Annotated in this window: 13 protein-coding genes; 9 read left to right on the forward strand and 4 right to left on the reverse strand. The window is 66.2% G+C overall.

Annotated features, from left to right (window positions below; translation table 11 throughout):
* Positions 1–191: 191 nt before the first annotated feature.
* From AB4061_RS11270 to AB4061_RS11305, 8 genes are all read left to right on the forward strand, one after another.
* Positions 192–1,037 carry a 3',5'-nucleoside bisphosphate phosphatase gene (locus AB4061_RS11270; RefSeq protein WP_441633698.1) on the forward strand — a complete coding sequence of 282 codons (846 nt, stop codon included), beginning with the start codon at positions 192–194 and terminating at the stop codon, positions 1,035–1,037.
* 141 nt (positions 1,038–1,178) lie between these two features.
* Entirely contained in the window at positions 1,179–1,802 is a 624-nt protein-coding gene (locus tag AB4061_RS11275) for an L-threonylcarbamoyladenylate synthase (RefSeq protein WP_441633700.1), read from the forward strand.
* Positions 1,803–1,850: 48 nt separating this feature from the next.
* Positions 1,851–2,516 (forward strand): site-2 protease family protein, encoded by a 666-nt coding sequence (locus tag AB4061_RS11280; protein ID WP_174422809.1) that lies wholly within the window; start codon positions 1,851–1,853, stop codon positions 2,514–2,516.
* Between the two features lie 88 nt (positions 2,517–2,604).
* Positions 2,605–3,807, forward strand: coding sequence for a tryptophan--tRNA ligase (locus tag AB4061_RS11285; RefSeq protein ID WP_441633703.1), 1,203 nt, complete (start codon positions 2,605–2,607; stop codon positions 3,805–3,807).
* Positions 3,804–4,400: a class I SAM-dependent methyltransferase gene (locus AB4061_RS11290; RefSeq protein WP_441633705.1), complete on the forward strand. Its 597-nt coding sequence runs from the start codon at positions 3,804–3,806 to the stop codon at positions 4,398–4,400. The genes AB4061_RS11285 and AB4061_RS11290 overlap by 4 nt, the downstream gene beginning before the upstream one ends.
* A 150-nt stretch (positions 4,401–4,550) precedes the next feature.
* A complete protein-coding gene (gene dapA / locus AB4061_RS11295; protein WP_441633707.1) occupies positions 4,551–5,435 on the forward strand; it encodes a 4-hydroxy-tetrahydrodipicolinate synthase in 885 nt (294 codons plus the stop codon).
* Positions 5,436–5,480: 45 nt separating this feature from the next.
* Complete coding sequence (bamC, locus tag AB4061_RS11300; protein ID WP_441633709.1) at positions 5,481–6,689, forward strand: outer membrane protein assembly factor BamC; 1,209 nt, start codon at positions 5,481–5,483, stop codon at positions 6,687–6,689.
* 79 nt (positions 6,690–6,768) lie between these two features.
* A complete protein-coding gene (locus AB4061_RS11305; protein WP_441633711.1) occupies positions 6,769–7,557 on the forward strand; it encodes an MBL fold metallo-hydrolase in 789 nt (262 codons plus the stop codon).
* Between the two features lie 98 nt (positions 7,558–7,655).
* On the opposite strand, the gene AB4061_RS11310 is transcribed toward AB4061_RS11305, so the two are convergent.
* Both AB4061_RS11310 and AB4061_RS11315 read right to left on the reverse strand, forming a co-directional pair.
* A complete protein-coding gene (locus tag AB4061_RS11310) occupies positions 7,656–7,898 on the reverse strand; it encodes a hypothetical protein (protein WP_416048102.1) in 243 nt (80 codons plus the stop codon).
* A gap of 199 nt (positions 7,899–8,097) precedes the next feature.
* Complete coding sequence (locus AB4061_RS11315; RefSeq protein WP_441633713.1) at positions 8,098–9,306, reverse strand: JmjC domain-containing protein; 1,209 nt, start codon at positions 9,304–9,306, stop codon at positions 8,098–8,100.
* A gap of 11 nt (positions 9,307–9,317) precedes the next feature.
* Here AB4061_RS11315 and AB4061_RS11320 point away from each other — a divergent pair, with 11 nt between their 5' ends.
* A complete protein-coding gene (locus tag AB4061_RS11320; protein WP_441633715.1) occupies positions 9,318–9,851 on the forward strand; it encodes an FKBP-type peptidyl-prolyl cis-trans isomerase in 534 nt (177 codons plus the stop codon).
* Positions 9,852–9,946: 95 nt separating this feature from the next.
* On the opposite strand, the gene AB4061_RS11325 is transcribed toward AB4061_RS11320, so the two are convergent.
* Together AB4061_RS11325 and mutS are read right to left on the reverse strand one after the other, a co-directional pair.
* Positions 9,947–10,993, reverse strand: a complete 1,047-nt coding sequence (locus AB4061_RS11325) for a hypothetical protein (protein WP_441633717.1) — start codon at positions 10,991–10,993, stop codon at positions 9,947–9,949.
* Positions 10,990–13,635, reverse strand: coding sequence for a DNA mismatch repair protein MutS (gene mutS, locus AB4061_RS11330; protein WP_441633764.1), 2,646 nt, complete (start codon positions 13,633–13,635; stop codon positions 10,990–10,992). The genes AB4061_RS11325 and mutS overlap by 4 nt, the downstream gene beginning before the upstream one ends.
* Between the last annotated feature and the right edge of the window lie 289 nt (positions 13,636–13,924).

Here is a 13,924-nt window from a genome sequence, read left to right on the forward strand (position 1 = left end):
AGGAGGGTCGTCAGGCCCCAACTATACCGCGCGGGGCCGGCCCTGCCGCCTACGCCAGCGTTGGCGTCAGGGCTATCGGCGCGGATGTGTGGGCCAGCCCACGCGGCGCGCATCGGCGCGGGATTAAAGTCGGGTTGAGGTTGGATTGAGGTGGGATTAACGCGGAATTATCGCGAGAGTAGAATAGACGTATGCAAAATTCACACGCAATCAACGCAGATCTGCATTGCCATTCCACGGTGTCCGACGGCATGTTGTCCCCCGAGGACGTGGCCGCGCGCGCGCACGCCGGCGGCGTGGCGTTCTGGGCGCTGACGGACCATGACGAGGTCAAGGGCCAGGCCAGGGCGCGGGCCGCGGCCGAGGCGCTGGGCATGCGCTACGTGCCCGGGGTGGAGATCTCGGTGACGTGGGCCGGGCAGACTGTGCATATCGTTGGCTTGCAGATCGACCCGGACAGCCAGGTGCTGGTCAATGGCCTGGCAGCCACGCGCTCCGGGCGGGCCGCCAGGGCGCAGGACATCGGCGAAGCGCTGGCCGCGATCGGCATCGAGGGCGCCTATGAGGGCGCGCTGCGCCATGTCGGCAATCCCGACCTGATCTCTCGCACCCATTTCGCGCGCTGGCTGGTCGAAGAAGGGCGGTGCAAGACCATCAGCGAGGTGTTCGACGACTACCTCGGCGATGGCTGCCCGGGCTATGTCGGGCACCGCTGGGCCAAACTGGCCGATGCGGTGGGCTGGATCCAGGCCGCCGGCGGCATTCCGGTGATGGCGCACCCGGGCCGCTACAACTACACGCAACTCCAGCACGATGCGCTGTTCGACGAGTTCAAGCAGCTCGGCGGGGCCGCGGTCGAGGTGGTCACTGGCAGCCATACGCCGGAGCAGTACCGGCAGTATGCCAATGTCGCGCATCACTATGGCCTGCTGGGCTCGCGCGGCTCGGACTTCCATGGGCCGGGCGAGGGACGGATCGAGCTGGGCTCGCTGCCGCCGCTGCCGTCGTCGGTCACCCCGGTCTGGCATGACTGGTAAGCCGCGCCGGCCAACGGCCGCCCGGCGCCCAGCCCGCCCGAACCCGCCATGCGCTCCCTTCGCTTTTCCCCATCGCAGAACTGGCCCGGAATGCGCGCGGCGTTTGCGCCCATCCCGCGGCCGGTCGCCCCAGGCCCGCACATGTCCCAATACTTCGAGATCCATCCGCTCAACCCGCAGTCCCGCCTGATCAAGCAGGCCGCGCAGATCATCGGGCAGGGCGGGCTGATTGCCTTGCCCACCGACTCCAGCTACGCACTGGCCTGCCGGCTCGACGACAAGGCCGCGGTAGAGCGGCTGCGCCGCTTGCGCGGGATCGACGACAAGCACCATCTGACCCTGCTGTGCAGCGATTTGTCGGAGCTTGGCAACTTCGCGCGGGTGGACAACCGGCAGTACCGCTGGCTCAAGGGCGCGACACCCGGGCCCTACGTCTTCATCCTCGAGGCCACCAAGGAAGTGCCGCGCCGGCTCTCGCATCCCGCCCGCAAGACCATCGGCGTGCGGGTGCCCGACCATCCCATTCCGCTGGCGCTGCTGGCCGAAGTGGGCGAGCCGCTGATTTCGGCCACCCTGCAGTTGCCGGGTGACGAAGCCCCGCTCAACGAGCCGGAGGTGATCCGCGCCCGGCTGGAAAAACTGCTGGAACTGGTGATCTGCGGCGGCGCTGCGCCCGCGCAGCCGACCACGGTGATCGACCTGACCGCGGGCGAGCCCGAGCTGGTGCGGCAGGGACGCGGCGATATCGAGCGTTTTGGACTGTGATTGCCACCGAACAGTCGCTTTGCCGCGGCCCCGGTACAATAGCGACCCATGGATTCTTCTCTGATTCAGACCCTAGCGGTCTACGCCCTGCCGGTCCTGTTCGCTATCACGCTGCATGAAGCCGCGCACGGCTATGTGGCCAAGCTGTTTGGCGACAACACCGCCTATTCGATGGGCCGCGTCAGCCTTAACCCGGCGCGCCATATCGATCCCATCGGCACCATCGCGGTGCCGCTGCTGCTCTATTTCATGACCAGCGGCCAGTTTGTCTTCGGCTACGCCAAGCCGGTGCCGGTTGCCTTCGACCACCTGCGCAATCCGCGCTGGCATGGCATGTGGGTGGCGCTGGCGGGCCCGGGCAGCAATGTGCTGCAGGCCTTCCTGTGGGCGCTGGTGGCGGTCGGCCTGGTGGTGGCCAGGGTGCAGGAGCCTTTCTTTACCCAGATGGCGCAGGCCGGCGTGCTGGTCAACCTGGTGATGGCTGCGTTCAACCTGTTCCCCGTGCCGCCGCTCGACGGCGGCCGCGTGCTGACAGCGCTATTGCCGCAGCGCATCGCGCATGCGGTGTCGCGCATCGAGCCCTACGGCATCTTCGTGGTGCTGGCGCTGGTGGCGGCTGGCGTGATCACCAAAGTGTGGATGCAGCCGGTAATGGGGGCGCTCAGGAGCCTGGTGTTGCTGATGCTGCAACCCATCCTGGCGCTGGTGCAGTAAGCCGCGCCGCGGCCCTGGCGCCCACGCCGGCGCCGACCTCGAATACGCGTACCCGTACCTGCACCAATTCCCACAAATACAGATAGACATGTTTCCCGATCGCGTTCTTTCCGGCATGCGGCCTACCGGCGCGCTGCACCTGGGCCACTATCACGGCGTACTCAGGAACTGGGTCCAGCTCCAGGCCGAATATCCCTGTTTCTTCTTCGTGGCGGACTGGCACGCGCTCACCACGCACTATGCATCGCCGGAGGTGATCGGCGAATCCGTGTGGGAGATGCTGATCGACTGGCTTGCCGCCGGCGTCGATCCCGAGCGCGCCACGCTGTTTATCCAGAGCCGCGTGCCTGAGCATGCCGAACTGTTCCTACTGCTGTCGATGGGTACGCCGCTGGCCTGGCTCGAGCGGGTGCCGACCTACAAGGACCAGATCGAGAAGCTCAAGGACAAGGATCTTTCCACCTACGGTTTTCTCGGCTATCCGCTGCTGCAGGCCGCCGACATCCTGATCTACCGTGCCGGCCGCGTGCCGGTGGGCGAGGACCAGGTGCCGCACGTGGAGGTCACGCGCGAGATCGCGCGCCGCTTCAACTATCTGTACGGGCGCCAGCCGGACTTCGAGGCGCAGGCGCAGGAAGCCGCCAAAAAGCTGGGCGGCAAGCGCACCAAGGCTTATCTGGAACTGCGCCGCGCCTATCAGGAGCAGGGCAAGGCAGAGGCGTTCGAGGAGGGCGGCGCGCTGGTGGCGCAGTCGCAGAGCCTGGCCGCCGAAGACCGTGAATTGCTGCTGGGCTACCTGGGCGGCTCGCGCAAGACCATCCTGGTCGAGCCGCAGGCGCTGCTGACCGCGGCATCGCGCATGCCCGGGCTGGACGGCCAGAAGATGTCGAAGTCCTATGGCAACACCATCCGCATGCGCGAGGACAAGGCGTCGGTGGAAAAGAAGGTGCGTACCATGCCGACAGATCCGGCCCGCGTGCGCCGCACCGATGCCGGCGACCCGGCGCGATGCCCGGTGTGGCAACTGCACCAGGTCTACACGGACGCGCCCACCCGCGAGTGGGTCGAGAAGGGCTGCCGCAGTGCTGGCATCGGCTGCATCGAATGCAAACAGCCAGTGATCGAGGGCATCCTGCGCGAGCAGCAGCCCATGCTGGAGCGGGCGCAAAAATACATGGACGATCCCGCGCTGCTGCGCGCCATTGTCGACCACGGCTGCGACCAGGCCAGCCAGGTGGCGCGCGAGACGATGCGTGACGTGCGCGCCGTCATCGGCCTGGGGTACCGATGAGCATGGCGGCGGGCATCCCCCACGCGCCGCTCGGCGCACCGTCGCCGTGGGTGGTGCGCTGGGCGCACCTGGTGCGCCCGGGCGGCCGCGTGCTCGACCTGGCCTGCGGCAACGGCCGCCACGCCACCTGGTTCGCGCGCCGCGGCCATGCGGTGCTGGGCGTCGATCGCGATGCGGCGGCATTGGCCGCGCTGGCGGCTTTGCTCGAAGGCGTTGACACGCGCCCGGCCGACCTGGAGCAGGGCACGTGGCCGCTGGCGGACGAACCGGGCTTCGACGCGATCGTGGTCACCAATTACCTGCACAGGCCGCTTTGGGCGCATTTGTTCGCTGCGCTGGCGCCGGGCGGCGTGCTTCTTTACGAAACTTTCGCGGCTGGCAACGAGACCGTGGGCAAACCTTCGAACCCGGATTTCCTGCTGCAGCCGGGCGAGTTGCTGGATGCCGTGCACGGCATCTTGCGGGTGATTGCCTACGAAGATGGTGTGCTGGAAGTGCCTAAAGCTGCCTTTGTGCAGCGTATTTGCGCGATTCGCGAAGAGATAGGCAAAACGAGCGGCGGAGCGCCGCCGCGGTATCCTTTGCCGGGCTGAAGTGCGGCCCTGGCTATTTGCGGGCCCGGTTGGCGAGACCTGGACTTCACGCGTTGAACTGCCTTGGGTTTTCCCCGGTCGAAGGTGCGGTCGGAAGGCCTTGGGTATCCGGTACAATCGCGGTATTCGTTTCTCGAATTCTCAAACGTTATGACACAGATTAACGGCAGCATCGTCGCTATCGTGACGCCGATGCAGGAAGATGGCAGCCTGGATTTCCCCGCGCTGCGCGCCCTGGTCGACTGGCACGTGGCCGAGGGCACTGATGGCATCGTGATCGTCGGCACCACCGGCGAGTCGCCCACGGTGAACGTGGATGAGCATTGCGAGCTGATCCGCGTCGCCGTGGAGCAGGCCGACAAGCGCATCCCGATCATCGCCGGCACCGGCGGCAACTCGACCAAGGAAGCGATCGAGCTGACCGCGTTTGCCAAGCAGGTCGGCGCCGATGCCTCGCTGCAGGTGGTGCCCTACTACAACAAGCCCACCCAGGAGGGCATGTATCGCCATTTCCGCACGATCGCGGAAGCGGTGGAACTGCCTGTCGTGCTGTACAACGTGCCGGGCCGTACCGTGGCCGACATGCAGCACGAAACCATCCTGCGCCTGGCGCAGGTGCCGGGCATCATCGGCGTCAAGGAAGCGACCGGCAATATCGACCGTGCCGCGCAACTGATCAAGGATGCGCCGCAGGGCTTCTCCATCTACAGTGGCGACGATCCCACGGCGATTGCCCTGATGCTGCTGGGCGGCCATGGCAATATCTCCGTCACGGCCAACGTGGCGCCGCGCAAGATGCACGAATTGTGCGTGGCTGCCCTGAAGGGCGACGCGATTACCGCGCGTCGCATCCATATGGAACTGGTTGCGCTGAACAAGGCGATGTTCGTCGAGGCCAACCCGATTCCCGTCAAGTGGGCGCTCCAGCAAATGGGCAAAATGCAGGGTGGCATCCGCCTCCCGCTTACTCCGCTGTCACCGGAATACCACGATGTGGTGCGCAAGGCGCTGTCGGCGGCCGGCCTGCTCGGCTGATCGCACTGTGTTTTGCCGTCATCCCTCAACTAGGATTGCGTGTCAATGAAACTCAAGCTTAACCGCCACGGTGCAACGCAAGTTGGCCGTGCCGCCCTGGTCTTGCCCGTGCTAGTGGCAAGCGCGATGTCCGGTTGCAGCAGCATCAACGACGCGATGGCGCCCGACAAGATCGACTACAAGTCCGCTGCCAAGCGCACCTCCACGCTGGACGTGCCGCCGGACCTGACCAAGATCGAAGGCGATCGCCGCTACTCCGTGCCGGATCAGAACGGCACGTCCACCTTGTCGACCTACAACCAGTCGAACAAGGTTGTGCAGCAGCAGGCGGGCGCCGAGAACGTGCTGCCCTCCACGCAAGGCATCCGCATGGAGCGCGACGGCAACCAGCGCTGGCTGGTGATCAGCAACGGCATGCCGGCGGACAAGCTGTGGCAGTCGATGCGTGAATTCTGGCAGGAGAGCGGTTTCCTGCTGGTGCAGGACTCGCCCGAGACCGGCATCATGGAAACCGACTGGGCCGAGAACCGCGCCAAGATCCCGCAGGATTTCATCCGCAACACGATCGGCAAGGTCTTCGACGGGCTGTACTCGACGTCCGAGCGCGACAAGTTCCGCACGCGCGTGGAGCGCTCGCAGAACGGCAACCTGGAGGTCTTCATCAGCCACCGTGGTGCGCAGGAGCAACTGACGGGCATCGACAAGTCGACCACGACCTGGACGCCGCGCCCCTCCGATCCTGAGCTGGAGGCCGAATTCCTTTCGCGCTTCGCGCAGCGCCTGGGCGTGCAGAAGGAGCAGGCCGACCGCATGGCCAAGAACCCCGCTTCGCCGGCTGCCGCCGCTGCGGGTGCCACTGCCGCAAAGGGTGCAGCGCCTAGCGCCAATGCCAACCTGACCCAGGTCAATGGCAGCCAGGCACTGCAGTTGTCCGAGCCGTTCGACCGCGCCTGGCGCTCGGTCGGCCTGGCGCTGGACCGCGTGAACTTCACGGTGGAAGACCGGGACCGCGCGCAAGGCCTGTACTACGTGCGCTATGTCGACCCGCGCGACACCGTGGACAATCGCGGTTTCTTCTCCAAGCTGTTCACCAAGACCGGCACCGAGGACAGCAAGAAGGCGAAGAAGTATCGCGTGGCACTGAAGGGTGATGGCACCGGCACGACCGTGACGGTGCAAAACGATGCGGGCCAGCCGGAAGGCACCGAAGTCGGCAAACGCATTCTCACGCTGCTCGACGAGCAACTGCGCTGACCGGGATGCGGGTCACGCAAACCACCCCGCGGCGCCCGGCCGCGAGGTGGCTCGCCGGGCTGCCGGGGGAGGCAAGCGCATGATGCGCTTCGCCTTCCTCGGCAGCGGCAGCGAGGGCAATTCCCTGGTGATCGAGTCGCAAGAGGGCACCACCACGACCAGGGTGCTGCTCGATTGCGGCTTTGGCATTCGCGAAACCGCACGGCGGCTGGAGCGGCTCGGCATCACGCCGGATCAGCTCGATGCCGTGCTGGTTACCCACGAGCACGGCGATCATGTCGGCTCGGCCTACGCCTTTGCTTCCCGTCACGACCTGCCGGTACATACCAGCCACGGCACCTGGCTTGCCACCTCGCACATGCGCGGGGCGGACAAGGCCGACGTGCGTGTGTGTGGTGCCGACCATCCGCTGGTGATCGGCAACCTCCACATCCTCCCCTACACCGTGCCGCACGATGCGCGTGAGCCGTTGCAGTTCGTGCTAAGTGACGGTGACGCCCGCTTGGGCGTGCTGACCGATGCCGGCATGGAGACGCCTTACGTCACCGCGCGGCTGGCAGGGGTGCATGCCTTGGTGCTGGAATGTAACCACGATCGGGAGATGCTGCGCAATTCCGCCTACCCATATTCGCTGAAGCGGCGCATTGGCGGCGATTTTGGCCACCTTGCCAATGAAGTGGCGGCCGGCATCCTTGAGCGAGTAGCGCATGCGGGGCTGCAGCGCGTGGTGGCAGCGCACCTGAGCCAGCAGAACAATACCCGGGAGCTGGCCACCCAGGCGCTGGCCACGGTGCTGGGCGTGTCGTCTGACGAAATCCTGGTGGCGGACCAGCACGAAGGACTGGGCTGGCAGCCGGTCAAGGCCTGAGGCGGGGCGGGCAATATGCCGGCGAAGCCTGCAGGCGCAAAAGCGACAGACGTAAAAAAGCCGACCCGAAGGTCGGCTTTTTTATCGGTCGAGACCGATTACTGCTTAGCAGCAGCAGCCGATGCGTCAGCAGCCGCGCCGGAAGCTTCAGCAGCCGAGGTCGCTGCGCTCGATGCAGCAGCCGTTGCTTCAGCAGCAGCAGCCGATGCTTCGGCAGCAGCCGGAGCAGCAGCAGCCGGAGCCGAAGCTTCCGGTGCCGGAGCAGCGGCTTCTTCTTTCTTGCCGCAAGCGGCGAGAGCAACGGCGGCGAGCAGCGATGCGATCAGGAGAGACTTCTTCATTGTTCGTCCTTTAACTTTAATAACAGAAAAACAGGCGATGAATAATTACCGGTAATTATCGCTCTTGAACTGCAAAATAGAGGCTCTCCCGGGTGCCGACAAATGCAGTGGTACACAGTACTAGCCAGCCGGTGATTATATCCGCGTTTTCCCGGCTTGTGTAGCGCTGTCTTTTCCTGTTTTTGGTTGTTACGGATTATTACAGCGAAGCGGGTCCGAATTGCAGCCAGCCCTCCAGCGCCCAATGATGGAAAGTTTCCATCAGATCCGGCAGATCCTCGCAGGCAGCCACTTCCGCGGCGCTCAGGCAGCGCCGGTCCGCCAGCAGGCGCAGCCAGCGCGCCAGCGCCGAGGGCGGTTCGTACGCTTCGCCATTGATAAAGAAATGGGTGCGGTCATACAACGCAATCGATCCCGGCGCAAGCACGACGCCGTGAGACAGGGCGAGTTTGTTGTATTTCTTCAGCGTGATTTCGGATATTTCCGCAAACTCCACGCTTGGCTTGGGCTCGGAGAGATGCGCGCCCAGAAACTCCGAGACCATGCTACCCGACCAACGGAGGGCGCTCAGTTTCTCGGTCACCGCTCGCACCATCTGGGCAGGCAGCTGGGCCGGATGTGATGTTGCCGGCTCACCGGCATCCGCGTAGCGTCCGCTTAGATCCTCGTTGTCCTCAACCGTTTCCGAGAGCCAGGCCAGGAAGTGCCCCGCCAGCTCGCGGTAGGCCGGTGCGCGAAAACCGATCGAATACGTCATGCACTCGCCGTCGGCCACGCCGTCGTGGGCGTACTGAGGTGGCAGGTACAGCATGTCGCCTGGCTCCAGCACCCATTCTTCTTCGGCCGTGAAGTCCGCCAGGATCTTGAGCGGCAGGTCCGGGACCAGGTCGAGCTTGGTCTGGGACGAGATGCGCCAGCGGCGCCGGCCCGATACTTGCAACAGAAAAACGTCGTAGGAATCGAAGTGCGGGCCCACGCCACCGCCGTCGGTGGCGTAGCTGACCATCAGGTCGTCCAGGCGCGCATCCGGGACGAAACGGAATTGTCCCAGCAAGTCCGCGGCTGCACTATCGTGGAGGTTAACGCCCTGCACCAGCAGCGACCATTGACGGGCTTTCAGGGAGGGCAGGTTGTCGGCGGCGAAGGGGCCTTGTTCGAGCTTCCAGCGGTTGCGAAAGTGCGACACCAGGCGTGACTCGACGTCGTCGCGGTCGGCCAGTTGGAAAAGCGACTCGCGCGATACCGGCGGCACGATTCCCGGTACGGCTTGTCGAATCAACAGGGGTTTGCGGTGCCAGATATCGCGCATGAAAGCAGCTGGCGTCATGCCACCCAGGAGGGTAATCGGCGCGTCAGGATCGACGGGGCCGGGGGGCAAGGCCTGCGCGTATAATGCGGAATCGTTCATGGAGTCAAGAATTGAAAATCGCTAAGAACACGGTGGTATCCGTGGTGTACAAGCTGTCGGATGCGCAGGGCAATCTGATCGAAGAGTCGGATGAGCCGATGGTTTACTTGCACGGCGGATATGATGGCACGTTCCCCAAGATCGAGGAAGCGCTGGAAGGCCATGAAGCCGGCTTTGAAACCCAGTTGCAGCTCGAGCCCGAGGAAGCCTTCGGCGATTACGACGCCGATATGGTCAAGGTAGAGCCGCGCGACCGTTTCCCCGAGCCGCTGGAAGTGGGCATGCAGTTCGAAGGCGTGCCTGAAGACGGCGACGACGAAGACTCGATCATCTACACCGTGACCGACGTGGCCGAAGACAAGGTGGTGCTGGATGGCAACCACCCGCTGGCCGGCATGGCGCTGCGTTTCTGGCTGCAGGTAGCGGAAGTCCGCGAGGCCACGGGCGATGAAGTACAGCACGGCCACGCGCATGGCGCCTCGGGCATCGAAGTCGTGGACGAAGATGAGGACGACGAAGGCGACGGCAGCCGCACGCTGCACTGAGTGCGCCACGCGCGCGCGCCCTCGCGGAAGGTCCCACGAATAAAGCCGGCATCGCCGGCTTTTTCTTTGTGCTTGCGGCGTCGGGCTGACGCCATTCATTCCGCCTCGGGGCCATCCTTGAGCGTGACCTCGAACAGCGACGGCGACCCCGGCGTGATCACCAGTTCGGTGTACTGGCCGGGCGTGCCGCCTGGCAACACCACGCGGGAGACGTTGCGCAGCGTCTTGCCGCTGGCATCTTTCAGTGGCGTGTCGATGCCGAAGCCGCCCAGGCCGGTATGCACCAGCAGGACCTGGCCCCGGTAGTGCCCGGCCAGCTCGCGCAACTGGCGCTTGAACTCCAGGAAGCCATCGCGCGTGCGCCGGCGCAGGAAGCCATCGAACAGGGAGGGCTTGCCACGCTGCTCCCAGCCGTTGCCGAACTGCGGGTCGGCATGCATGAGCAGCACGATGCCGGGCAGGTTCTGTTGCTGCGCCAGCGAGAACGCGCGCGCCAGCCATTGGCGGTTGGCCTCGCGGCGATCCTCGAACTCGCCGTTGCGCCCGCCTTCCGAGCGATAGTGATTGTTGTCGCCCGGCAGGTTCAACCCCACCAGCATGACGCGCCCGGCGTGCCAGCGCACGTTTTCCCGATAGCTGCGAAAGGTAGCCTGTTCGGACTGCCGCATCAGCGGCAGCACCCGCTGGCCCAGCGTGGTATCAGCCGGATAGAACAGCTCGCGCAGGCGGTTCAGCCGCTCCACCGCATCAAAGCGCCCGTTGGCGGCGCGAGCGCATTCCGCCCAGTCGGTTTCGCCGGGCAGGTAGACGAGCGGCAGCGGCGACTGGTCGAGTAGCCGCTGGCGAGCGGAAAGCAGGGTGTCGCCGCAGGATTCGGTATCGCCCTTGATGCCGCCCAGATGGACGACAAACTCCAGCCGGCGCGCGGCCAGGAAGTCGAGCAGGCGGGCGGTGCCGGCTTCGGCGGCCGGCCACTGCGGCTGGTCGGCGATCAGGGCCACGCGTATCGTTTCGGCGGCCGGAACCGGAGCCGAAGCCCGCGCACGGTTCGCGGCCTGGCCCGGCAGCGCCAGCAACACGCCAAGCATGGCCATTCCGGCCAGGAGCAGCCAGCGCTGACGCACGATCCCGGTTGGCCTCATGCGATGGCTACGGCATCCTTGGCGAGCGCGCGCAGCCGATAGAGCGCGTCGAGCGCGTCGCGCGGCGTCAGGCTGTCCGGGTCGAGCTCGGCCACCGCGTCCAGCAAGGCGGCCTGCTGCAAGGAGATTGCGTTGACCGGCTGGTCATTGCCAACGGTCCTGTCTTCGCCTTCGCTTTGCTCCAGGTAGTCGTCGTCATCGTCCGGGGGCGAGGGTGGCGCGGCGAACAGGTCCAGCTGCGGCGTGGGCGTGGCGTCCGCCGACTGTTGCTCCAGCCAGGCCAGGTGCTTGCGCGCGGCGCGGATCACCGGCTGCGGCACGCCCGCCAGCTGCGCCACCTGCAGGCCGTAGCTCTGGCTGGCAGGCCCATCCTGCACGGCATGCAGGAAGACGATGCCATCGCCATGCTCGACCGCGGACAGGTGGACATTGGCCGCCTGCGTGAACTCCTGCGGCAGTTGCGTCAGCTCGAAATAATGGGTGGCAAACAGTGTATGGCTGCGGTTGTGCGCCAGCAGGTGACGCGCGATCGCCCACGCCAGCGCGAGGCCGTCGAAGGTCGACGTGCCGCGGCCGATCTCGTCCATCAGCACCAGGCTGGCCGGCGTGGCGTTGTGCAGGATGCTGGCGGCCTCGGTCATTTCCACCATGAAGGTGGAGCGCCCGCCCGCGAGGTCGTCGGCGGCGCCGATGCGGGTGAAGATGCGGTCGATCGGGCCGATCACCGCGCGCCGGGCCGGTACATAGGCGCCCACGCAAGCCAGCAGCACGATCAGCGCGGTCTGGCGCATGAAGGTCGATTTACCGCCCATGTTCGGGCCGGTGATCAGCAGCAGCTTGCGCGCTTCCGTCAACTGGCAATCATTGGCGATGAACGGCACGGATTCCGCGGCGAGCTGGCCTTCCACGACCGGATGGCGGCCCTGGGTCAGGTCGATCACGTTCTCCGCGACGCGCTCGGGCTGCGTCCAGTCCAGCGTCTGCGCGCGCTCGGCCAGCGCCGCGAGGACGTCCAGGCGGGCCAGCGCGCCGGCAACCCGCTGCAACTCGCCGATATGCGGCAGCAACTGCTGGAGCAACGCGTCGTACAGCTGCTTCTCGCGCACCAGCGCGCGGTCTTGCGCGGACAGGGCCTTGTCCTCGAAGACCTTGAGCTCGGGCGTGATGTAGCGCTCGGCGTTCTTCAGCGTCTGGCGGCGGCGGTAATCGTCGGGGACCTTGTCGGCCTGGCCGTTGGTCACCTCGATGTAGAAGCCATGCACGCGGTTGTATTCCACGCGCAGGTTGGCGATGCCGGTGCGGGTGCGCTCGCGGGCTTCCAGGTCGACCAGGAACTGGCCGCAGTTCTCCGAGATATCGCGCAGCTCATCGAGCGTGGCGTCGTAGCCACGGGCGATCACGCCGCCGTCGCGGATCACGGTGGCCGGCTCCGGCGCCACCGCGCTGGCCAGCAGGGCATGGCATTCCCAGGGCACCGCCAGCTCCGTCAGCGTCTGGTTGAGCAACGGCGCGGCATCGTCAGCGCGCAGGCAGGCCTGCACGTCGGGCAGGGCGGTCAGCGTGTCGCGCAGCGAGGACAGGTCGCGCGGACGCGCATTCATCAGGGCCAGGCGCGCGGTAATGCGTTCCACGTCGGACAGCCGGCGCAGCGCCGCGCGCAGCGCATCGGTGCCCTGGCCGATCAGCGCGCCGATGGCCTGCTGGCGCGCCTGCGGGATGGCGCTGTCGCGCAGCGGATGGTGCAGCCAGTGGCGCAGCAGGCGGCTGCCCATGGCAGTCGCGCAGGTGTCCAGCAGCGAGAACAGGGTCGGCGACTCGCCGCCGCGCAGGGTCTCGGTCAGTTCCAGGTTGCGCCGCGTGGCGGTGTCCAGGCCGACGAATTCGGATTCGCGCTCGACCGTCACACCCTTCACGTGGCGCAGCGATTGCCCCTGGGTGGAGGCCGCGTAGTTCAGCAGCGCGCCGGCGGCGCCGAGCGCCGCGCCCAGCCCGGCACAGCCAAACGGATCCAGGCTGGCCACGCCGAGCTGCTCGCGCAGGCGGCGGGTGCCGGCTTCCTGGTCGAAATGCCACTCCGGCAGCCGGGTGCGCGCGCACTCCAGCGCAGGCAGCTCGATGCCATCGGCATACAGCAGCTCCGCCGGGCGGATCCGCTCCAGTTCGCGGCCGAGTTGCGCCACCTCGCACTCCATCAGGCGCAGCTCGCCACTAGCCAGGTTGAGCCAGGCCAGCCCGGTCTTGCTCACGCCGCGGCGCGTGGTTTGCTGGTGCACCGCCATCAGGTAGGTATCGACTTTGTCCGGCAGCAGTGCCGCGTCGGTCAGCGTGCCCGGCGTGACGATGCGCACCACCTTGCGCTCCACCGGCCCCTTGCTGGTGGCGGGGTCGCCGATCTGCTCGCAGATCGCCACCGATTCCCCCAGCTTGACCAGCCGGGCGAGGTATTGGTCCACTGAATGGAAGGGGATCCCGGCCATGCGGATTGGCACGCCGTTGGAGCTGCCGCGCGACGTCAAGGTGATGTCGAGCAGGCGCGAAGCCTTTTCGGCATCGTCGTGGAAGAGCTCGTAGAAGTCGCCCATCCGGTAGAACAGCAAGGTGTCCGGATGGTCGGCTTTCAGGCCGAGGTACTGCGCCATCATGGGCGTGTGCTTTTCCGCGTTGCCGGCCTTGGGCTCGGTCTTGGCGGACTGTCGGGGTTCTACGGACATGCAATCCTCTCGGGCGGCTTTGGCGAAGCCGCCTGTTTTCGGGTACTCCGGCGGCCCGTGGGCCTGGCGCGGCATGCGCGGCAGGTGCCGTGGATGGGCGGGCGCGGATAAAACCGGCATTTTACTGCGAGCCGGGCCCCGAAGGGGGCGAGAAGGGGTCAGAAGGGGGCAGGATGGGAGAATGGCGCGGGAAGGACCGGGCAGGCCGCCAAGGCGGCTT

Source organism: Cupriavidus sp. YAF13 (assembly GCF_052113425.1).
In the GTDB taxonomy this organism is placed as follows: Bacteria; Pseudomonadota; Gammaproteobacteria; order Burkholderiales; family Burkholderiaceae; genus Cupriavidus.